Annotated in this window: 16 protein-coding genes; 8 read left to right on the top strand and 8 right to left on the bottom strand. The window is 74.9% G+C overall.

From position 1 onward, the window contains the following. The first annotated feature begins 235 nt into the window (after positions 1-235). The gene (locus ABTZ58_RS24825) at positions 236-2,581 is read left to right on the top strand and encodes a hypothetical protein (RefSeq protein ID WP_351360645.1); all 2,346 of its coding nucleotides are present in this window, start codon (positions 236-238) and stop codon (positions 2,579-2,581) included. A gap of 6 nt (positions 2,582-2,587) precedes the next feature. On the opposite strand, the gene ABTZ58_RS24830 is transcribed toward ABTZ58_RS24825, so the two are convergent. The 4 genes from ABTZ58_RS24830 to ABTZ58_RS24845 all read right to left on the bottom strand — a co-directional run bounded on the left by ABTZ58_RS24830 (position 2,588) and on the right by ABTZ58_RS24845 (position 7,334). After that, on the bottom strand, positions 2,588-5,026 hold the full coding sequence (locus ABTZ58_RS24830; RefSeq protein WP_351360648.1) for a right-handed parallel beta-helix repeat-containing protein: 2,439 nt from the start codon (positions 5,024-5,026) through the stop codon (positions 2,588-2,590). Between the two features lie 226 nt (positions 5,027-5,252). After that, positions 5,253-5,858, bottom strand: a complete 606-nt coding sequence (locus ABTZ58_RS24835) for an Rv1733c family protein (protein ID WP_351360651.1) — start codon at positions 5,856-5,858, stop codon at positions 5,253-5,255. Positions 5,859-6,034: 176 nt separating this feature from the next. Beyond that, on the bottom strand, positions 6,035-6,862 hold the full coding sequence (locus tag ABTZ58_RS24840) for an MOSC domain-containing protein (protein ID WP_351360654.1): 828 nt from the start codon (positions 6,860-6,862) through the stop codon (positions 6,035-6,037). Positions 6,863-6,905: 43 nt separating this feature from the next. Then, positions 6,906-7,334: a DUF6643 family protein gene (locus tag ABTZ58_RS24845; RefSeq protein ID WP_351360657.1), complete on the bottom strand. Its 429-nt coding sequence runs from the start codon at positions 7,332-7,334 to the stop codon at positions 6,906-6,908. 316 nt (positions 7,335-7,650) lie between these two features. On the opposite strand from ABTZ58_RS24845, the gene ABTZ58_RS24850 reads away from it, so the two are divergent. Beyond that, positions 7,651-8,925 carry a TerD family protein gene (locus ABTZ58_RS24850; RefSeq protein ID WP_351360970.1) on the top strand — a complete coding sequence of 425 codons (1,275 nt, stop codon included), beginning with the start codon at positions 7,651-7,653 and terminating at the stop codon, positions 8,923-8,925. 14 nt (positions 8,926-8,939) lie between these two features. Here ABTZ58_RS24850 and ABTZ58_RS24855 read toward each other — a convergent pair whose 3' ends face one another. After that, entirely contained in the window at positions 8,940-10,133 is a 1,194-nt protein-coding gene (locus ABTZ58_RS24855; RefSeq protein WP_351360660.1) for a glycosyltransferase, read from the bottom strand. 39 nt (positions 10,134-10,172) lie between these two features. On the opposite strand from ABTZ58_RS24855, the gene ABTZ58_RS24860 reads away from it, so the two are divergent. After that, positions 10,173-10,958, top strand: a complete 786-nt coding sequence (locus tag ABTZ58_RS24860; RefSeq protein WP_351360663.1) for a glutamate racemase — start codon at positions 10,173-10,175, stop codon at positions 10,956-10,958. A 244-nt stretch (positions 10,959-11,202) separates the two neighbouring features. Then, complete coding sequence (locus tag ABTZ58_RS24865; RefSeq protein WP_351360665.1) at positions 11,203-11,757, top strand: hypothetical protein; 555 nt, start codon at positions 11,203-11,205, stop codon at positions 11,755-11,757. 12 nt (positions 11,758-11,769) lie between these two features. Here the strand turns inward: ABTZ58_RS24865 and ABTZ58_RS24870 are convergent, their stop codons facing one another. Beyond that, positions 11,770-12,843, bottom strand: coding sequence for an O-antigen ligase family protein (locus ABTZ58_RS24870; RefSeq protein ID WP_351360668.1), 1,074 nt, complete (start codon positions 12,841-12,843; stop codon positions 11,770-11,772). A 294-nt stretch (positions 12,844-13,137) separates the two neighbouring features. Between ABTZ58_RS24870 and lnt the strand changes: the two genes are divergently transcribed. The 4 genes from lnt to ABTZ58_RS24890 all read left to right on the top strand — a co-directional run bounded on the left by lnt (position 13,138) and on the right by ABTZ58_RS24890 (position 18,160). Further along, entirely contained in the window at positions 13,138-14,745 is a 1,608-nt protein-coding gene (gene lnt / locus ABTZ58_RS24875; protein WP_351360671.1) for an apolipoprotein N-acyltransferase, read from the top strand. A gap of 68 nt (positions 14,746-14,813) precedes the next feature. Then, complete coding sequence (locus ABTZ58_RS24880) at positions 14,814-15,293, top strand: NUDIX hydrolase (RefSeq protein ID WP_351360674.1); 480 nt, start codon at positions 14,814-14,816, stop codon at positions 15,291-15,293. A 54-nt stretch (positions 15,294-15,347) separates the two neighbouring features. Beyond that, positions 15,348-16,148 (top strand): 3-hydroxybutyrate dehydrogenase, encoded by an 801-nt coding sequence (locus ABTZ58_RS24885; RefSeq protein ID WP_351360677.1) that lies wholly within the window; start codon positions 15,348-15,350, stop codon positions 16,146-16,148. A gap of 68 nt (positions 16,149-16,216) precedes the next feature. Beyond that, on the top strand, positions 16,217-18,160 hold the full coding sequence (locus ABTZ58_RS24890; RefSeq protein ID WP_351360680.1) for a helix-turn-helix domain-containing protein: 1,944 nt from the start codon (positions 16,217-16,219) through the stop codon (positions 18,158-18,160). A 127-nt stretch (positions 18,161-18,287) separates the two neighbouring features. Here the strand turns inward: ABTZ58_RS24890 and ABTZ58_RS24895 are convergent, their stop codons facing one another. After that, complete coding sequence (locus ABTZ58_RS24895) at positions 18,288-19,673, bottom strand: MFS transporter (protein ID WP_351360683.1); 1,386 nt, start codon at positions 19,671-19,673, stop codon at positions 18,288-18,290. Between the two features lie 201 nt (positions 19,674-19,874). Further along, positions 19,875-21,008, bottom strand: coding sequence for an ABC transporter ATP-binding protein (locus ABTZ58_RS24900; protein ID WP_351360686.1), 1,134 nt, complete (start codon positions 21,006-21,008; stop codon positions 19,875-19,877). Positions 21,009-21,011: the final 3 nt, after the last annotated feature.

Consider the following 21,011-nt stretch of genomic DNA (forward strand, 5'->3'; position numbering starts at 1 on the left):
ACCGGGACATTTCCCCCGGGCACCGGTGCGCGGACGTCCCATCCTCGCATGTCGTGTCACGGAGGGCGCCACCCGCCCGCTCGTCGCGCGCATGCCACCGATGGCTCCTCCCGGGCGCGGCTTCGTCACGGATCGGGGAGATTCCGTGACAGCAGGTGTGGGGCGCCCCCGAAGTGGAGATCCTTGTGCCCGCACGGGCAGAGCCGACGGCGTGTCACGGGGGAAGTGCGAATCAGTGGAACGTGCGCAGGAACATGCGTCGACCGGCGGACCCGACGGTCCGGCCGCACGGGCGGGCGAGACCGGGACCGCCCTGGAACTCCTGGTCCACGGCGTGGGCGGCACCACGCCCCAGGACATGCTGGGCGATCCGCGGACGGTACGGATCACCGGCGACGACACCGCGGCCGTCTTCCGGCGCGCCGACGACGTCGACGCGGAGCACAGCCCGGGCGCCGCGCGCCGCGACGGGCCGGTGCCCGAGGCCTACGTCTGGTGCAACCTCACCTCCGGCAACGGCACCCGGGCCCTGTGGCTGTTGCTGCTGCCCTTCATGGTCGTCAACCTCGCCCACTGGATGCGCCCCAGCGCCCGCGGCCGCCGCCGCACCGTGCGTCTGTACGGCCTGCTGGTACGGCTCACCGGACTCACCCTGACCGTGCTGCTCGTCGCCGCGGCGTGCGAGGTCGCCCTCGACCTGACCGCCTGGCAGTGCGCGGGCACGCCCGCGTGCGCCGACCGCCACTCCTGGCTCGGCTTCCTCTCACCCACCGTCTCGGACGGCGGCTGGTGGAGCGCCCCGGGCCGCAGGCTCGCCCTCGCCGCCCTCGTCCCCACCGCCCTGACCGGCCTCCTGTGGTACCTCTCCCGACGCACCTGGAGCGACTACGAGTCACAGCAGCCGATCGCCCGCGACCCCGAACCCGACGAGGACCCCGGGGCGACCGCGCTCGGCCGCCCCGGGTTCTGGTACGGACGCCGGCTGGTGGCCCGGCTGCGCGCCGCGCACACCGCCGCCGGGCTGCTGACCGTCGCCGCGGCGGTCGGCAGCGCCGCCGCCCGCCAGGACCGCGCGCCCGGCGGACCGGCCGTCCTGGACACCCTCGGTCTGCTCCTGGAGGCGGCCCTCGCGGCCTGCGCGGTCGCCGTCGTCTGGGTGGTGTGCCGCAGGGGCCGCAGCGAGAAGCGCGTCGACCGGGAACTCGACGAGCGGTACGTACGGCGCCTGCCGGCGGTCGCGCTCGTCCTGCTCGCCCTCACCCTGCTGTACGCGGGGTGGGACCGTCCCGGCTGGGAGTCGGACGGACGGCTGCCGGGCGACACGGCCTTCGGGGGGATCACCCTGGTGCAGGGCCTGCTCGTGGTGGTCCTCGCGGTCGTCGCCCACACCCTGCACCGCACCGACCCCGACCGGCGGGCGGTGCTGCGGGGCCTGGGCGGCCCGGCCGTCGCCATGCTGGCCTGCGCCCTCGGCGGGGTGATGTCCGGAGGCGTCGCGCAGCGCGTCTCCGACTGGCTGGACGGCACCGGGGCGTCGCTCGACGGGCCTCCGGTCCTGCTGACCTGGCAGGCGTCCGTGATCCCGCCCCTGCTGGTGGTGGTGCTGGGGCTCTTCGGCTGGCTGGCCCACCGGGCGTGGACCCTCGCCCGCGCCGAGCGCGACGCGGTGGCCCGCGACTACCCGGAGGAGACGCTGGACCGGGCCCGCACCCGCCGCATCGCCTCCACCCGCGCCATGGCCTCCCTCACCGACCGGGGACCCCGGATCGTCGCCGTCACCTCCGGCGTCACCCTGCTGCTCGGCGCCGGTGCCCTCGTGGGCGCCCTCGCCACCGACGAGACACCGGGGGAGGCCGCCCGGGGCACCACCCCCCTTCTCCACGGCGCCGCCGAGACCGCCCAGGCCCTCGGCTCCTGGCTGATCGGCCTCGGCTTCATACTCTTCGTCACCTGGGGCCGCCGCGCCTACAAGGACGCCGCAGCCCGCCGCACCATCGGCATCCTGTGGGACGTCGGCACCTTCTGGCCCCGTGCCGCCCACCCGTTCGCCCCGCCCTGCTACGCCGAGCGCGCCGTGCCCGACCTGACCTGGCGGATGGCGACCTGGACCCGCGCCACCGGCGGACGGCTGGTCATCTCCGGGCACTCCCAGGGCAGCGTCCTCGCCGCCGCAGCCGCCTGGCAGCTCGCCCCGTCCGCCCGCAGGCGCGTCGCCCTGCTCACCTACGGCTCCCCGCTGGAGCGCCTCTACGGCCGCTGGTTCCCGGCGCACTTCGGGCCCGCCGCGCTCGGCGCCCTGCACCGCGAGGTCGACTGCTGGCGCAACCTGTACCGGCTCACCGACCCCATCGGCGGCCCGATGCGCCTGCCCGGCGACCGCGGCCCCCAGGTCGACCACCCGCCCCTGCGGGACCCCCTCGCCTACGGCCGCACCGACCTGCTGCCCCTGCCCGCGCCGATCCTCGGCCACTCCGACTACCAGGCGGACCCGGTGTTCGCCGAGGAACGGCGCACGCTGCTGGCCCGGCTGCGGCCCGGGGTGCCCGCGCCCCGCGACACACCCGAGCCGCCCGCCGCGTAGCCGGTCTCAGAGCAGCTCGGGGAGGTCCTCGGCGTAGAGCAGCGTCAGGTCGTCCGTGCTCGGCTCGGCGAGCTGGGCGACCCGGCTCGCGTGCCGCTCCACCATCGCCTCGAACGTCTGCCGCGCGGTGCGGCCATTGCCGAACGCCGGGCCCTTCGGGAGCTGCGTGAAGTACGTCCGCAACGCCTCCGCCGCGCCCGGCGCCAGCCGGTACTCGTGCTCCTCGGCCTGCTGCTCCACGATCCGCAGCAGGTCCTCGGGGCCGTAGTCGCTGAAGGTGATGGTCCGTGAGAAGCGGGAGGCCACACCGGGGTTGACCGACAGGAAGCGCTCCATCTCCGCCGTGTAACCGGCGACGATCACCACGACGGCGTCCCGGTGGTCCTCCATCAGCTTCACCAGCGTGTCGATGGCCTCCTTGCCGAAGTCGCGGCCCGCGTCCTCCGGGGACAGCGCGTACGCCTCGTCGATGAACAGCACGCCGCCGCGCGCCTTCTCGAACGCCTCCTGCGTGCGGATCGCGGTCGAGCCGATGTGCTCGCCGACCAGGTCGACCCGGGACACCTCCACCAGGTGGCCCTTCTCCAGCACCCCGAGGGAGGCGAGGATCTCGCCGTACAGCCGCGCGACCGTCGTCTTGCCGGTGCCGGGGGAGCCCGTGAAGACCAGGTGCCGCTTGACCGACGCCGCCTTCAGGCCCGCCTGCTGCCGCCGCCGGCCCACCTCGATCATGTCGGTGAGGGCGCGCACCTCCCGCTTGACGCTCTCCAGGCCCACCAGCGCGTCCAGTTCCCCGAGGACGTCCTTGGAGCTTCGGGCCGGCGGCGCGGGCTCCGCGACCGGTGGGGAGGGCTCCGCCTCGGTGCGCTGCCCCGGGACCGCGCCCAGCAGCCCGGCGGAGTGGCTCACCGTCTGCACGGCCGCCTCCGGCGCCGCCGCGGGCGCCCGCAGCCCCACGCTCTCGTCGCTGGTGCACTCCTCGACGACGGGGCCCGTCCCGGACGCCGCGTCCGCCCCGCCGTCCGCGAACTCGTAGCCCCCGCGCGCGCACCGCTCCGTCCGGCACTTGCGCAGCGTCGTGCGGCTGCCGTCGATCACGTGGAAGCCGTAGCCGCCGCTGCCCGTCACACGGCAGTTCAGGAAGCTGCCGCGGCCCCCGGCCGAGACGTAGACACCCGCCTCCGCCGGGGAGTCGACCGTGCAGCGCTCCACCGTCGGGTCGGCGCCCTTGGTGACGATCACGCCCGTCTGGGTGCCGTCCAGCGTGCAGTTGCTGAGCGTGCCGCCGCTGCCGTGGTCGCGGAACCAGGCGCCCGTGGCCGCGTCGCGGATCCGGCAGTCGTCGAGCTGTGCGGTGGCGCCGTCGCTCACCGACACGGCCGTGTTGCGCACCTGCGACAGATCGCTGTCCACGACGTCCGCCCGCGAGCCCCGGTCGAGCACGAACAGGGCGTCGGGCACGTCGTGCACCCGGCAGGAGTCCAGGACGGCGGTGGCGCCGTCGCTGACCCACACCGCCGGGTAGTCGCCGGTGCTGTCGAAGATCTCGCACTGGTTGGCGTCCACGCGCGTGCCCGGGTCCCACACCGACAGGCCGTTGCGCCCGAACTGCCGCACCGTCGTGCGCGTCAGCGTGAGGACCGAGCGGGAACGCAGGTCGATCGCGTTCTCCGGGATGTCGTGGATACGGCAGTCGGCGAGCGTGAGCACCGCGTCCGTGTCGAGCGTGACCCCGTCGGCCGTCGTGCGGTGCACATCGCAGTCGGTGAGGTGCGCGGTGGCGCGGCCGGTGATGTGCACGCCGCTGCCCCGCACCTCGTAGATCTCGCAGCCCACCGCCTCCAGGGCCGAGTTCTCCCCGGTCGCCGACAGGCCCGAGCCCGAGGCGTGGTGCACCTTGCAGCGCTCGAAACGGGGGTGGGCGCCGCCGCGGACCGCCACGCCCGCCTGGCCGGCCGCGACGACCTCGCACTCCTCGAACACCCCGCCCGCGCCGTCCAGTACGGCGATGCCGACGCCCGCCGGATTGTCGACCGCGCACCGCCGGACCGTGGGCCGGGCACTGCCGCGCACCTCGATCCCGGCCGCCGACCGCGTCACCACCCGCACGTCCCGCAGCTCCGGGGTGCCCTCCTCCACCAGCACGGCCGGGGAGGCCGCGTCCTGGCCCTCCACGTGCAGGTCGTGGACCACCGCCGAGGCGCGCACGGTCAGCGGCACCCCGTCCACGGGCGCGATCCGCACCGAGCCGGGAGCGTTCTCCGGGCCGCGCAGGGTCACCGCCCGCTGGACGACGAGGTTCTCCCGGTAGGTGCCGGGGGCGACGGTGAGGACGTCGCCGTCGGCCGCGGCCTCCAGGGCGGCGGCGAGCGATGCGTACTCACCCGTGCGGCGCCGCCACCGCGACGTGCCGGTGTGCGTCACCTGGACCGTGCCCTGTGCCATGGTGTAGCTGTGCCCCCACCTCGGTCGTACTGATGGCTCGTTCGCCCTCGGGGCGGGCCGGGCGGTGCCGGGACCGCGGCGGTGCCCGGCCCGGCGGGCCGGTCGCGCGCGGCGTCGACACCCGGCGCGCCCCTCCTGCTCGCTCGCACGCGGGTTGTGCCGAACGGTTCGGCCGGACCACCGTAGCGTGCGCGCGGGTGGTGGGTTGACCAGAGGCGGAAGGCCGTCAGCTGCCGGTGCCCGTCCTGCCCCAGTCCGGGCCCGCCTTGTCCCATGCCTGGTCCCAACGGGCGTACCGGCGGCGGACCATGCGCCAGACGATCAGCCGTCTGCCGCCCTCGACGAGGCCGCCGGTCACCAGGGCCGCACCGAACCCGGCGAGGACCGCGTGCGTCGACGCCGTGGCGGAGTCCAGCGGGCGGGCCACCAGCCGGCCGTGCCGGTCGGTCCATATGCGGAACTCGTCGCCCTGCCGCGGGTCCTTCAGGCCCGCCAGCACCGGGCCCTGGCGGGCGGTGCCGTCCGGGGCGGCCCAGTCGGCGAGGACCCGTGTGCGCAGGTCCCGGCCGGTCGACGTCTCGGGGTCGGCGTCCAGCGGGGAGCGGTCCAGCGTGCGGACCACGGTGGCCGTCACCAGGTGGCGCGCCTGGTGCTGCTCGCGGACGGAGCGCTGCAGGGCGTCCTGCGCCGCGCCGCCGACGAGGGCGCCGGCCAGCGGGGCGGCCAGCAGGACGAGCAGCAGGGCGGCCAGCGCCAGCCAGGCCTCGGCCAGATCGGTCGCGCGGCACAGCGGGTTGCGCCGCCAGCGCCAGAGTCCGCTGATCGCTCGCACCGCCCGCACCCCCTTCCCGCTCTGTGATAGCCCCCCGGCGGAGCCGTCCACGCGCGATACCTGTGGAGAGAGAGCGAAATCACCTCTCGCCGGGGCCTCGCACGAACGTCCCCCCTCACGCAAACGCCCGGTCCGGCGGACCGGTTCCCACCCGGCCCGCGACGGTGGCGCCCGCGTCATTCGAGGATCGTGACCGGGTCCCCGACCCGGATCGTGCCCCGGGACAGCGGCACCAGGTTCTGCCCGAAGACCAGCTTCCCCTCCAGTCGCCGGTGCCGCCCCAGGCTGTGCAGGGGCTCACGGCCGCGCTGGCTCGTGCCCTGGTCGGTGGTGGTCACCACGCACCGGCCGCACGGCTTGGCGACGCGGAAGGTCACCTCCCCGACGGCGAGGCGCGACCAGTGGTCCTCGGCCCAGGCGTCGGTGCCCGCCACGACCACGTTGGGCCGGAAGCGGTCCATGGGCAGCGGGCCCTCGTCCGCGTGGTCCCCTTGCGCGATCAGGGTGTTGAGGGCGTCGAGCGAGGCCGTCGTGGTGAGCAGCAGCGGGAAACCGTCGGCGAAGGAGACCGTCTCGCCGGGCCGGGCGTACCGCGGGTCGACCGGCCGGCGCGTGGCCGGGTCGTCCAGGTACGCCAGGCGCACGCCGATGCCCAGGTAGCCGCTCCACCAGGCGTGCGCCGCCTCGTCCCCGGCCGGGACCGCGTCGACCTTGTCGCGGAAGATCTGCACCGGCACCGTGCCGATCGGCCGGGGCACGGGCACCGTCAGCGGTTCCCTGCCGGGCGCGGACACCCGGACGCCGCCGTCCGGCAGGAGCTCGGCGGCGGCCAGCGCGAGGCGCGGCTGCTGGCGCTGTGTGACGGCCTTTCCCACGTCGTCGACCAGCAGCCAGCGCCGGTCTCCGGCCAGCCCCCAGGGCTCCACGGCGGCCTCCCGGGGCGCGAGGCCCCGGACCGCCTTGACCGGATGGACGTGAATCGCGTGCAGGTGTGCGTTCCCCATGGGGCCATCGTGCCAGCCGGCGCGGACGGCCCCCGGGTGCGGCTCAGTACCCGCGGTACTGCTGGTTGTTGTACGGGTCCTGGTAGGGAGCCGGGGCCGGCCGGGGAGCCGCCGGGCGCATCGCCTCGTAACCCGCGGGTACCGCCGGGCGGGGCTGCTGCGGCTGGGGGCCGGGGTAGCCGCGCGGAGCGGTGGCCTGCTGCGGGATGTACGCCGCGGGCGCCTGCTGGAGCGGGGCCGGCTGCTGGGCCTGCGGATAGCCGTAGGCGGACTGGGAAGGCGCCGCCGGCAGCGCGGGAAGCGCCGACGGGAGGGCGGGCAGGTGGCTGCCCGGCATGTCGTACTGCGCGGGGACCCGGATCGGGGCGATCTGCGGGGTGCCCCGCTCGGCGACGAGCTTGTCGTAGATCGGGGTGTCCGGGAAGGAGGCGGAGTAGTAGCCGCCGCCATAGGTGGAGCGGGGGGAGGTCATGGCACATAAGTTAAGCCCACGATGTGCTGGTTGGGGAGACCGATAAGAGGGTTGTTTTCCGTTCCCGCAGTGACCTGGGATCCCCAATACGAGCGAATTCGGCAAAAAGGGGCGCCGGACCCGTTCCTGGTCATGTAAAGGCCGAGTTCCGGGCGGGTTACCGGCGGTTGGCCATCGATCTTCCGGCGACCGGTGCATGGGCGTTCGCGGCCGGGAGGAATAGGTTGTGCCGACGGACTCGACGTAACGCGACGGATCCGGACGGACGGCCGGGGCGGTCCCGGCCCGGTGCCAGGCGATGGGGGCGGACATGCACATGCTGAAAGGGTCGAACACTCCGGTGCCCGCGGCGGCACTGCGCGTGGAAGTGGGCTGGCGCGGCGGACCGGGCGTGCCGGATGCCGACGCCTCCGCTTTGCTGCTCGTCGCGGGAAAGGTCCGCTCCGACGCGGACTTCGTCTTCTACAACCAGCCCGCCCACTCCTCCGGCGCGATCCGGCACGAGGGCAAGCGCGACGCCGGCGGCCGCATCACCGACACGCTCCTGGTCGATCTCGCGCGCGTGGAGCCCGCCGTCGACACGGTCGTCCTCGCCGCCTCCGCCGACGGAGGCACGTTCGGGCAGGTCCCGGACCTGTACATCGAGGTCCGGGACGACCGGGGCACACCGGTCGCGCGCTTCGAGAACCCCGGCGCCACCACCGAAACCGCCTTCGTGCTCGGCGAGTTCTACCGTCGCCAGGGCGCCTGGAAGTTCCGTGCCGTCGGGCAGGGCTACAGCAGCGGCCTCGAAGGGCTGGCCACGGACTACGGCATCACGGTCGACGAACCGCAGCAGGCGGCCCCGGCACCCGCCGCGGCCCCGGCGCCTCCCGCCGCTGCGGCGTACACCCGCCCGCCGGCGACGCCCCCGGTGGCTCCGCCCGCGCCCGCCGCGCCCCCTGCGACGCCCGTCCGCCTCACCAAGGTGACGCTCACCAAGGCGGCCCCCTCCGTCTCGCTGACCAAGCAGGGCGGCACCTCCGGCGCGCTGCACGTGAACCTCAACTGGGAGGTCCGCAAGCAGTTCTCGGGGTGGAGCAGCAAGTTCGGGCGCCCCACCGCGCTGCACTCCGACCTCGACCTCGACCTGTGCGCGCTGTACGAACTCACCGACGGGAGCAAGGGCGTCGTACAGGCCCTCGGCAACGCCTTCGGGGCGCTGCACCAGCCCCCGTACATCCACCTCGACGGCGACGACCGCACCGGTGCCGTGGCGTCCGGTGAGAACCTCACCGTCAACCTCGACCACAAGCACGTCTTCCGGCGCATCCTCGTCTTCGTCACCATCTACGAGGGCGCCCGCTCGTTCGCCGAGCTCAACGCGACGGTCACCCTCCGGCCGCAGCACGGGGCACCGATCGAGTTCTCCCTCGACGAGTGCACGGTCCCCTCCCTCGTGTGCGCCCTGGCGCTGATCACCAACACGGGCGACGACCTGGTCGTCCAGCGCGAGGCGCGGTACCTGGTGCCCGAGCGCGGCGTGAGCCCCCAGCGCACCGTCGATTACGCCTACGGGTGGGGCATGAACTGGACCCCTGGCAGGAAGTGACCCCGCGATGGCCGTCAGCCCTCGTCGGGCACGGCGTCCGGGCGGGCGTAGGTGCGGCCCTTCCAGGCCGCACCGCGTCCCCGGTAGTGCTGCACGGCCGAATCGACGGTCATCAGCAGGTAGAGGAACGCGGTGAACGGCAGCAGGGGGGCGAGCCACGGCGGCTGGCGGTAGTAGCGGAGCATCGGCAGGTACGTCCCCGCCATGACGAGCCACGCCAGCCCGCCGACGACCGCTGCGGCCGCATCGCCCGCGGCCAGGCCGGCGAGCACGGCCGCGGGCGGCACCAGATACACGAGGACAAGACCGGCCACCGTCCCGGCCAGCAGCAGCGGGTGGTGGCGCAGCTGGGCGTAGGCGCTGCGCGAGACCATCCGCCACAGGTCACCCAGCCGCGGATACGGCCGCACGCTGTCGACCCGGTCGGCGAGCCCCAGCCAGACGCGACCGCCGGCGCGCTTGACGGCCCGCGCGAGGGCCACGTCGTCGATCACGGCGTGCCGGATGGCGTCCGGGATCCGTGCCCGCTCGGCGGTCCCGGCCCGCAGCAGCACACAGCCCCCGGCCGCGGCCGCCGTCCGGGTCCCGGCTGCGGCGATCCGGCGGAACGGATACAGCTGCGCGAAGAAGTAGACGAAGGCGGGCACCACGAACCGCTCCCACACGCTCTCCACCCGCAGCCGCGCCATCTGCGAGACGACGTCGAAACCTCCCGCGCGGGCCGCCGCCACCAGCTCCCGCAGACTGTCCGGGGCGTGCGCGATGTCGGCGTCCGTCAGCAGCAGGTACTCCGGGTCACGCGCGCGTGCCAGGCCGATGCCGTGACGTGCCGCCCACAGCTTGCCGGTCCAGCCCGCCGGCGGTTCGCCCGGCGAGGACACGGTCAGCGGCAGCCCCCCGTGCCGCTCCGCCAGGTTGCGCGCGAGATCGCCGGTGCCGTCCCTGCTGCCGTCGTCGACGAGGAAGACCTCCGCGCGACCGGGATAGTCCTGCAGCAGCAGCGACGGCAGCGCGGCGGGCAGCACCGCCGCCTCGTCGCGGGCCGGGACCACGACGCACACCGACGGCCAGGCGTCCGGCTCCCGGCGCGGCGGCAGCCGCACATCCGTGCGCCAGAACAAGCCCTGGCAGAGCAGCAGCCACAGCCAGGCGAGAAGCGACACAGCGGCAGTCCATACAAGGGCGCTCACGCGCGCAGTCTGCCCCACGGGAGCGGCCGGGGACCGCTCATCGTCTATCGTGATCGGGTGAAGATCGCGCTCATGGACTCCGGTATCGGTCTGCTGGCGGCCACCGCCGCGGTTCGGCGGCTGCGCCCCGACGCCGATCTCGTGCTCTCCCTGGACCCCGACGGCATGCCGTGGGGCCCGCGCACCCCGCAGGACCTGACCGAGCGCGCCCTCGCCGTCGCCGAGGCGGCCGCCGTGCGCCGCCCCGACGCCCTGATCGTCGGCTGCAACACCGCGACCGTGCACGCCCTCACCGCCCTGCGCGCCCGCCTCGAACCGGGTCTCCCGGTCATCGGCACCGTCCCGGCGATCAAGCCCGCCGCGGCCGGCGGCGGCCACCTCGCCATCTGGGCCACCCCCGCCACCACCGGCAGCCCGTACCAGCGGACCCTGATCCGCGACTTCGCCGGTGGCGTGCCCGTCACCGAAGTGCCCTGCTGGGGGCTGGCCGAGGCCGTGGAGCACGCCGACGAGGCGGCGATCGACGCCGCCGTGGCCGCGGCGGCCGGGCTGACGCCCGAGGACGTGACCACCGTCGTCCTCGGCTGCACCCACTACGAACTGGTCGCCGAGCGCATCCGGACCGCCGTGCAGCGCCCCGGCCGCCCGCCGCTCGTGCTGCACGGCTCCGCGGGTGCCGTGGCCGCCCAGGCCCTGCGCCGGCTCGGCGCGCGGCCCGCGCCGGGGGCGACGTCCCACGGCACGCTGACCGTGCTGCTCAGCGGACGCGAGGGCGCGCTGCCCGCGCCTGCCCTGGCCTATGAGGAGGGGCGGCTGCTGCAGGCGGTCACCCCGGCGGGCTGACGCACACCGCCCGTCGCACGCCGCCCGTCGCACACGGCACGAGACGCACACCGCACGACACGCACGTCGCCGGTCGCGGCCCGGCGCGCGGCGCCGCCCTGCTGGACCGGCGATCCGCCCACATCGCCCGGCCGCAGAGGCGGTCCGCCCACACCGCCTGGCCGGATGGGCGGTCCGCCCACCCGGCCCAGTCACGCTCCGCCACGAGGTACCGGCGGAGCGAAAGCTGAGTACCCTCAAAGGCATGAGGGACCACCGCCACGGCGAGAACGCCCCCCACGTGCCTCCCGAGGTCTGGACCGGCCGGGCCACCAACCGGGTCCAGTGGCTGCTGGCGCTCGTGGGCGCCGCCTGCATGGCGCTCGGCATCGAACTGGCCGTCGACTCGGCGTGGACCTCCGGCGCGGCCCCGCTCGTCATGGCCGTCGTCGGCTGCATCGCAGCCGGGCTGCTGGTCCTCTTCGGGACCCTCGCCTTCGTCCACGTCGCCCTGCGGGTCGACGAGGACCACCTGGAGGTGCGCTGCGGCCACATCGGCGTGCCCCGCCGCCGTATCCCCCTCTCCCAAGTGGCGGGCGCCAGCTACACCTCCCACGTCACGCCCCGCCACTGGGGTGGCTGGGGCTACCGGTGGCGGCCCGAGAAGGGCACCGCGGTGGTGGTGCGACGGGGGGAGGGCGTCGTGCTGGACCTGTGGGACGGACATACCTTCACGATCACCGTGGACGACGCGGAGGCGGCCGTACAGGTGATCAAGGCGCGGCTGCGGCCCGGGAAGCCCGGGGCCCCCGCCCACTAGACGTATCCAGCGTCACCACGCGGGAGCGCGGCCGGTGTCCCGCGTCTGCGCGTCCGCGGAGCGGCCCGGTCCTTCGTCGGCGAGCGGGCGGGCCGTGGCCAGGCCGGCCAGCAGGCCGGCCCCCACCGACACCGCCGTGAAGCTCAGCGCGTTGCCGATCGCGGCGATGGCGGCGAGCGCCGTCAGGGCCGCGCCCGCGGTCAGCGCCACCGGGGTCGGGCGCGGGCCGCGCCAGAGCGCGTACATCATCCAGCCGAACGCCGCCACCAGCAGGGCCAGCCCGATGAGGCCCTGCTCGGCCGCCTGCTGCAGGGGCGCCGAGTGCGGCTTGCCGTCGGACAGCAGGGACGGGGCGGAGGCCGGGCTCAGTTCCCCGAAGCGCCCCGGGCCCGCGCCCAGGGCGCTGTTCTCGCGCAGCAGGTACCAGGCGTCCTGCCACAGCCGGACCCGGTGCGGCGTCAGCCGCTCTTCGAGGGCGGCGGCCAACCCGCCCGGCACGGCCCCCGAGGCGATCGCCCAGGTCAGTCCCGTCACCACCCCGGCCACCCCGGCCAGCGCGGCGAGACCGGCCCCGCGGTGCCGGGTGCGACCGGCGGCCAGCGAGCACAGCAGCACCGCGGTACAGGTGACACAGCCCGTGGCCGAACCGAGCACCGCCGCCAGCACCGCGGTCCCGGCGGCCAGCAGGCGCAGCACGAACCGCGCGGCCGGCCCGGGAGCGGCCCAGGCCGCGCAGCACGCGGCGCCCGCCGACAGCGTCAGCACGGCGGCGGTGGCCCCGGCGTGGCCCAGGGGCGTGGAGATCTGCGGGCCCGGAGCCAGGTGCGGAACGGCCAGCGTCAGCCCGACACCGGCCAGCGCACCGGCGCACGGCGCCACGACCGGCGACAGCGCCCCGCCGATCCGGCCCGCCGCGTACCCTGCCGCCACGGCCAGCACCGCGAGCAGTACCCCCTCCGGCCGGCCGTCGTGCGCCGCCGCCGTGATCAGGGACCAGCCGGCACAGGCCCCCAGCACCACAACGCCCGCCGCGTCCAAAACGATTCTTCTCTCGCCGTCGGCGTCCACCCCGGACGCGGACGCCATCCCGCCTCGACCCACCCCGCCCAGCCCCCCGCACCAGTCGCCCCCGACCTGTGATGACCCCGGTCACCGGGGCCGGCCACCGGCAGCGCGACCGGGGCTTCGGCACACCGTAACGGCTGGTGGAGGTTTTGGGGATGTCTCGTGACGAAATGAGCAGGAGGGCTGCTGCGGCCGACGGGCCCGGGCCCGGCCGGGCGGGGGCGGCCGCGTGCCGCCGCACCCGGGGCGGCGGCCGGCCGGCGGTGCCACGGACCGCGCTGTCGGCGCGCGGGCCACCCGACTTAGACTCCGGGAGTGACCGTCACCGCAACCTCCGTCGACGAGTCGGACCAGCTGGAGCCGCGGACCGCGCCCCGGGCGCGGGTCTGGGCCCGGCGGCTCGTCCCGGCCGCCGCAGCCGCGCTCTCCGGCCTGCTCCTCTACGTCAGCTTCCCGCCCCGCACCCTGTGGTGGCTGGCCCCGCCGGCCTTCGCGGTCTTCGGCTGGGTGCTGCGCGGCCGCGGCTGGAAGGCGGGACTCGGTCTCGGCTACCTCTTCGGCCTCGGCTTCCTGCTGCCGCTGCTGGTGTGGACCGGAGTGGAGGTGGGGCCGGGCCCCTGGCTCGCCCTGGTGGCCATCGAGGCGGTCTTCGTCGCGCTGGTCGGCGCGGGTATCGCGGCCGTGTCGAAGCTGCCCGGCGCGCCCGTGTGGGCGGCCGCCGTGTGGATCGCCGGCGAGGCGGCACGCGCGCGTGCGCCCTTCGACGGCTTCCCCTGGGGGAAGGTCGCGTTCGGGCAGGCGGACGGGGTGTTCCTGCCGCTCGCCGCGGTGGGCGGCACTCCGGTGCTCGGGTTCGCCGTCGTCCTGTGCGGCTTCGGGCTCCACGAGGCCGTGCGCCTCGGTCTCAGGAGGCGGGCCACCGGGGTCGTACGGCCCGCGGCGGCCGCCGTCGCCGTGCTGAGCGTGGGCGTTCCGCTCCTCGGGGCGTTCGCCGCCCGCCCGCTGGTCAGCGACAAGGCCGAGGACGGCAGCGTCACCGTCGCGGTGATCCAGGGCAACGTCCCGCGCGCGGGCCTGGACTTCAACGCCCAGCGCCGGGCCGTGCTCGACTACCACGCGCGCGAGACCGAGCGTCTGGCCGCCGAGGTGAGGGCCGGCAAGGTCGCCCGGCCCGACTTCGTGCTGTGGCCGGAGAACTCCTCCGACATCGACCCCTTCGCCAACCCCGACGCCCGCACCGTGATCGACGCGGCGGCCCGGGCCGTCGGCGTGCCCGTCTCCGTCGGCGGCGTCGTGGAACGCGACGGCAGGCTGTACAACGAGCAGATCCTGTGGGATCCCGCCAAGGGCCCGGTCGACATCTACGACAAGCGCCAGATCCAGCCGTTCGGCGAGTACCTCCCCCTGCGCTCGCTCATCGGCGCGATCAATCCGGACTGGACGGCGATGGTCCGCCAGGACTTCAGCCGGGGCACCGAACCGGGCGTGTTCACCATGGACGGCGCCCGGGTCGGCCTCGTCACCTGCTACGAGGCCGCGTTCGACTGGGCCGTGCGCTCCGAGGTCACCGACGGCGCGCAGATGATCTCCGTGCCGAGCAACAACGCCACCTTCGACCGCAGTGAGATGACGTACCAGCAGCTCGCCATGTCCCGCGTCCGCGCGGTCGAGCACAGCAGGACCGTGGCCGTGCCGGTGACCAGCGGGGTCAGCGCCTTCATCATGCCGGACGGGAGGATCACGCAGCGGACCGGCATGTTCGTGGCCGACTCGCTGGTGCAGAAGGTGCCGCTGCGCTCCTCGCAGACCCCCGCCACCCGGCTCGGCGTCCTGCCGGAGATCGCGCTGGTGCTCGTCGCGGCCGGCGGGCTGGGCTGGGCGGTCGGCGCCGGCCTGCGCGGGCGACGCGCCGGTGACGTGTAGCCGTACACCGTCCGCACACCGCCGGAAACCCGCCGGGGCGCCCCGACCGGCCCCTTAGGGTCGTGACCATGGCTACTCCCGACTTCATCCGCACGCTCCGCGCCTCCGCGGGGCACCAGCTGCTCTGGCTCCCCGGGGTCACCGCCCTCGTCTTCGACGACGAGGGCAGAGTGCTGCTGAACCGCAGGGCCGACACGCGCAGGTGGTCGGTGCTCGGCGGCATCCCGGACCCGGGGGAGCAGCCCGCGGCCTGCGCCGTGCGCGAGGTCTACGAGGAGACGGCCGTGCGCTGCGTCGCCGAACGGGTCGTCCTCGTCCAGGCCATGGAACCCGTCACCTACGGCAACGGCGACGTCTGCCAGTACATGGACATCACCTTCCGCTGCAGGGCCGTCGGCGGTGAGGCCCGGGTCAACGACGACGAGTCGCTGGACGTGGCCTGGTTCGACATCGACGCCCTGCCCGAGCTGGACGAGTTCGACCTGCTGCGGATCAAGCAGGCCCTGTCGGACGCCCCCACATGGTTCGACCCCACTGGATCCGGCTGAACTGTGGGGTGTGACCACATGGGTCGAGGGCGTGGCCCTGCCTAGGGTCGAGACATGACCGCGCCCCGTGTCCTCCCGGCTCCCCACGCCAGTCCGCTCGACCTCGGCGGCCGCACCGCGCTCGTCACCGGCGCCGCGGGCGGCATCGGCCGCGCCTGTGCGCTGCGGCTCGCCGCCGCCGGCGCCAAGGTGAGAGCCGTCGACCGGGACGCCGCCGGCCTGGAGGCCCTCGCCGCGCAGGGCCACGGCCTCGCGGGCACCGTGGAACCGCACGTGCTCGACCTGACCGACCTGGACGCCGCCGAACTCGCCGCCGCGGGCACCGACGTCCTGGTCAACAACGCCGGACTGCAACTCGTGCGGCCCATCGAGGACTTCCCGCCCGAGGTGTTCCACACGGTGCTCACCGTGATGCTGGAGGCGCCGTTCCGGCTCATCCGCGGCGCCCTGCCCCACATGTACGGGCAGCGGTGGGGCCGCATCGTGAACGTGTCGTCCGTCCACGGGCTGCGCGCCTCGGCCTACAAGTCGGCCTATGTGGCCGCCAAGCACGGCCTGGAGGGTCTGTCCAAGACCACCGCCCTCGAAGGCGCGCCCCACGGTGTCACCTCCAACTGTGTGAACCCCGCCTATGTGCGTACCCCACTGGTCGAGAGCCAGATCACCGACCAGGCGCGGGCCCACGGCATCCCCGAGGAGCGCGTCCTGTCCGAGGTGCTGCTCCAGGACAGCGCCGTCAAACGGCTCATCGAACCGGAGGAGGTCGCCGAGGCCGTGGCCTACCTGTGCGCCCCCCAGGCCTCCTTCGTGACCGGCACCTCGCTCGTCCTCGACGGCGGCTGGACCGCCCACTGAGGGCCGGGCCGCCCGGCGGTTGTCCACAGGCCTGACGGGACGGCGGGGTCATGGTGAATCCTGTGAGCATGTCCAGCGATCACGTGCAGCAAGCCGAGCGCCCCGCCGGCGCCGGGGAACGCCCGGCGAGTGCCGAGACTCCGTACCTGGAGCTCCTGGCCCGGGGCGCGTCCGCCGACGCCTACGAGCAGCCGGTGCTGCTCGCGCGCGCCGAAGGGCGGCCCGCGGAGTGGATCGCGGCGCTCCAGCAGGCCAAGCCACTCGCCCTGCGCGTCCGCGCGGAGCTGGAGGGACGGCGCCGCCGCGAGGCCGAGCTGTCCGCGCTGTTCGAGACCGCCCACGACCTCGCCGGGCTGCGCGACCTGGACGCCGTGCTGCAGGCGATCGTGCAGCGCGCCCGCTCCCTGCTGGGCACGGACGTCGCCTACCTCAGCCTGAACGACCCGGCGCGGGGCGACACCTACATGCGGGTCACCGAGGGCTCGGTCGCGGCCCGGTTCCAGCAGTTGCGGCTCGGCATGGGGGAGGGCCTCGGCGGCCTGGTCGCCCAGACCGCACGCCCCTACGTCACCGACGACTACTTCAAGGACGACCGCTTCCAGCACACCCACACCATCGACGCGGGCGTGCGCGACGAGGGGCTCGTGGCGATCCTGGGCGTGCCTCTGACGCTGGGGCACCACGTCATCGGCGTGCTGTTCGCGGCGGACCGCAGGGCCCGGGTCTTCGAGCGGGAGCAGATCGCCCTGCTCGGCTCCTTCGCCGCCCTGGCCGCGGCCGCCATCGACACGGCCAACCTGCTCGCCGAGACCCGGTCCGCCCTCGCCGGCCTGGAGCGGGCCAACGAGATCATCCGGGACCGCAGCGGTGTCATCGAGCGCGCCTCCGACGTGCACGACCGGCTCGCCGAACTGGTGCTGCGCGGGGGCGGGGTGCACGACGTGGCGGCCGCGGTCTCACAGGTCCTCGACGGCACGGTCGAGTTCGCCGAGGCCGCCGCGGCACCGGCCGGGGCCCTGGAGGCGTCCCGCGCGGAGGGTCACGCGGTGCGCCACGAGGACGACTGGATCGCGGCCGTGGCCGCCGGCGGCGAACTGCTGGGCGCGCTGGTGCTGCGCGGCCACCCGGGCCTCGACCCGGTCGACCAGCGCACGCTGGAGCGGGCCGCCATGGTCACGTCCCTGCTGCTCCTGGCCCGCCGGTCCGCCGCCGAGGCCGAACAGCGCGTGCGCGGTGAGCTGCTGGACGACCTGCTCGACGCGCGGGACCGCGACCCGCGCGTGCTGCGGGAGCGCGCGGCCCGCCTCGACGCCGACCTCGACGCCGTCCACGTGGTGCTGGCCGCACGGCTGGAGGGCGGCGCCGCCGGCGCCGACGAGGAGGCCGACGTCCGCAGACGCCTGGCGGCCGCGGCGTCCCACCTGGCTGCCACGCGGCACGGCCTCGCCGCCGCCCGGGACGGCGGCACGGTCCTGCTGCTGCCGCTCGGCCCCGGCGCCACCGCCACCGGACTGGCCCGCGGCGCCGCCCGCCAGCTGGGCACAGCGGTCCACGCCCCGGTCACCGTCGGTGCCTCCGCGCCCGCCGAGGACCTCGCCACCCGCCCCGACGCGGTGGCCACGGCCTACGGCGAGGCCCGCCGCTGTCTCGACGCGCTGCGCCTCCTCGGCCGCACCGGGGACGGGGCCGCCGCCGAGGACTTCGGCTTCCTGGGGCTGCTGCTGGCCGGCGACCGGGACATCCCGGGCTTCGTCGACCGCACCATCGGCCAGGTCGTGGCGTACGACCGGCGCCGCGGTACGGAGCTGCTGCGCACGCTGGAGGCGTACTTCGCCTGCGGCATGAGCCCGGCGCGCACCAAGGACGAACTGCACGTCCATGTGAACACGGTGGCCCAGCGCCTGGAGCGCGTCGGCCGGCTCCTCGGCGACGACTGGCAGAGCCCGGCCCGTGCCCTGGAGATCCAGCTGGCGCTGCGACTGCACCGGCTGTCGGCACCCGCGCCGCACTGACCCCGCGGGGCACCCCGTACGGACCTCCCGCACACCCGGCACGGCACTGGCGGCCCTGCCCCCCTCGGGCACGGCACCGGCCCCCGCACGCCTGCGGCGAACGGGGGCCGGCCTGGAGCCACACGGTTCACAGGACCCGGGCGTCCCTCGGCGCGGCCGCCGCCGGCTCCGCGTCGGCCTGCGGGGCGACATCGGCCAGGTCCCGGTGGCGGGTCTCCTTGGCCGCCACCACCGCGACGACCGTGAGCGCGGCCGCGGCGATGACGTACAGGGCGATCGGCGTGGAGCTGCCGTAGTCCGACAGCAGCGCGGTGGCGATCAGCGGCGCCGGCGCGCCGGCCGCGACGGAGGCGAACTGGGCGCCGATGGACGCCCCGGAGTAGCGCATCCGCGTCGCGAACATCTCGGAGAAGAACGCGGCCTGCGGCGCGTACATCGCCCCGTGCAGCACCAGCCCCACGGTCACGGCGAGGAGCAGGCTGCCGAAGCCGCCGGTGTCGATCAGCGCGAAGAAGGGGAACATCCACAGCCCGACACCGACCGCGCCCACCAGATACACGGGCCGGCGGCCGATCCGGTCGGACAGCGCGCCCCACGCCGGGATGACCGCGAAGTGCACGGCCGAGGCGATCAGCACCGCGTTGAGCGCGGTCTGCTTGGAGACACCGGCCGAGGTGGTGGCGTAGACGAGGATGAACGCGGTGATCACGTAGTAGCTGATGTTCTCCGCCATGCGCGCGCCCATCGCGACCAGGACGTCACGCCAGTGGTGGCGCAGCACGGCGACGAGCGGCAGCTTCTCCGCCTCCGCGTCCTTGGTCGCGCTGCGGGCCTCGGCCTGCGCCAGCGCCTGCTTGAACACGGGCGATTCGTCGACGGACAGACGAATCCACAGACCGACGATGACCAGCACGCCGGAGAGCAGGAACGGGATCCGCCAGCCCCAGTCGGTGAACGCGGCGTCCGACAGCACGGCGGTCAGCAGGGACAGCACGCCGGTGGCGAGGAGCTGTCCCGCCGGTGCGCCGGTCTGCGGCCACGAGGCCCAGAAGCCGCGCCGCCGCGCGTCCCCGTGCTCCGACACGAGCAGCACCGCGCCGCCCCACTCGCCGCCCAGCGCGAACCCCTGCACCAGCCGGAGCACGGTGAGCAGGACCGGCGCGGCGGAGCCGATGGTGGCGTGCGTCGGCAGCAGGCCGATCGCGAAGGTCGCCCCGCCCATCAGCAGCAGGCTGAGCACCAGCAGCTTCTTGCGCCCGAGCCGGTCGCCGTAGTGCCCGAACACCAGGGCGCCCAGGGGCCGGGCGGCGAAACCGACGGCGTACGTCAGGAAGGACAGCAGCGTGCCGACGAGCGGGTCGGAGTCGGGGAAGAACAGCTTGTTGAACACCAGCGCGGCGGCGGAGCCGTAGAGGAAGAAGTCGTACCACTCGATGGTGGTGCCGATGAGGGACGCGGCGACGATGCGCTTGAGGCTGTTCGGCGTCGGGGGAGCGGATGCTGCGGAGGCCATGTGCGCCACTTCCTCGTGTGCGGTGGGGACGGGTACGTATCGGCACACCGTAGAAACCCGCAGGTCAGGCGCACATGTGGTGAGGCAACATAGTTCAGGCCACGGCTATGAGTCAGACCACCATGCCCGATGGGCGGGAGCGTCGTACAACGCCCGGACCGTATTGCGCCGCCTGGGGTGGGGCACCGTCGCGGTCCGTGCTCAGACGGGATAGGCGTGGGTCTGTGCCGCCTTCACCGTCGCCCAGACCTCGGCGCCCGGGTGCAGGTCGAGTTCGGCCGCGGCGACCGTGGTGAGGTCGGCGGCGAGGGGGAGTTCGCCGGTGAGGTCGGCGCGGATCTGGTCGCCGTGCGTCTCCAGGCCGGCGACCTCGCAGCGCCAGAGGTTGCGGGCGCTGGAGCCGGTGGGGCGGCTGCGGTGGAGGGTCACGGCGCCGGGCGGGAACGCCACGAAGACCGGGCCGGACAGCAGCTCCGTGGTGGTGAGGCACGGGCCGTCGGCGAGTTGGACGGTGTGGCCGTCGGCCTCGCCCCGGTACAGGTTGAGGCCGACCAGCTGCGCGATGTAGTCCGTGCGCGGATGGCGGGCGATGTCGGACGGGGTGCCCTCCTGGACGACCCGGCCGTGCTCGACGACGACCAGGCGGTCGGCCAGCACCATGGCGTCCAGCGGGTCGTGCGTGACCAGGACGGCGACGGCCTCGAAGTCGGCCAGGTGCCGCCGGAGCTGGGCTCGCACCTCCAGGCGGGTACGGGCGTCCAGGGCGGCCAGGGGCTCGTCCAGGAGCAGCAGGCGGGGGCGCGTGGCCAGGGCGCGGGCCAGGGCGACGCGCTGGGCCTGGCCCCCGGAGAGCCTGCGCGGTCTGGCGCCCGCGTGGTCGGCGAGCCCCAGCCGGTCGAGCCACGCGGCGGCCTGTGCGCGGGCCTCCGCCTTCGTCGCGCCCCGGCAGCGGGGGCCGAAGGCGACGTTGTCGAGGGCCGTGAGGTGAGGGAAGAGCAGATAGTCCTGGAAGACGACGCCGACCGGGCGGGACTCCGGCGGCACCCTGTCCAGGTCCGTGCCGTCCAGCCGCAGATGGCCGCCGGTGAGCGGGGTCAGACCGGCGAGGGCGCGCAGGGCGGTGGTCTTGCCGGCGCCGTTCGGGCCGAGCAGGGCGACCACCTCACCGGGTGCGACGGTCAGGGCCACGTCGAGGCGGAAACCGCCGCGGTCCACCACGAGACGGGCGTCCAGCCCGTCCGCGCCGGAGCCGGCACGGACGTCGTGGTCCGGGGCCCCGGCCCCGCGGGCCTCGTCCGTCCGGCTGCCCCGGCCGCTCATGCGGCTCTCGCCCATGCC

The organism is Streptomyces sp. NPDC094143 (assembly GCF_040303825.1).
In the GTDB taxonomy this organism is placed as follows: domain Bacteria; phylum Actinomycetota; class Actinomycetes; order Streptomycetales; family Streptomycetaceae; genus Streptomyces.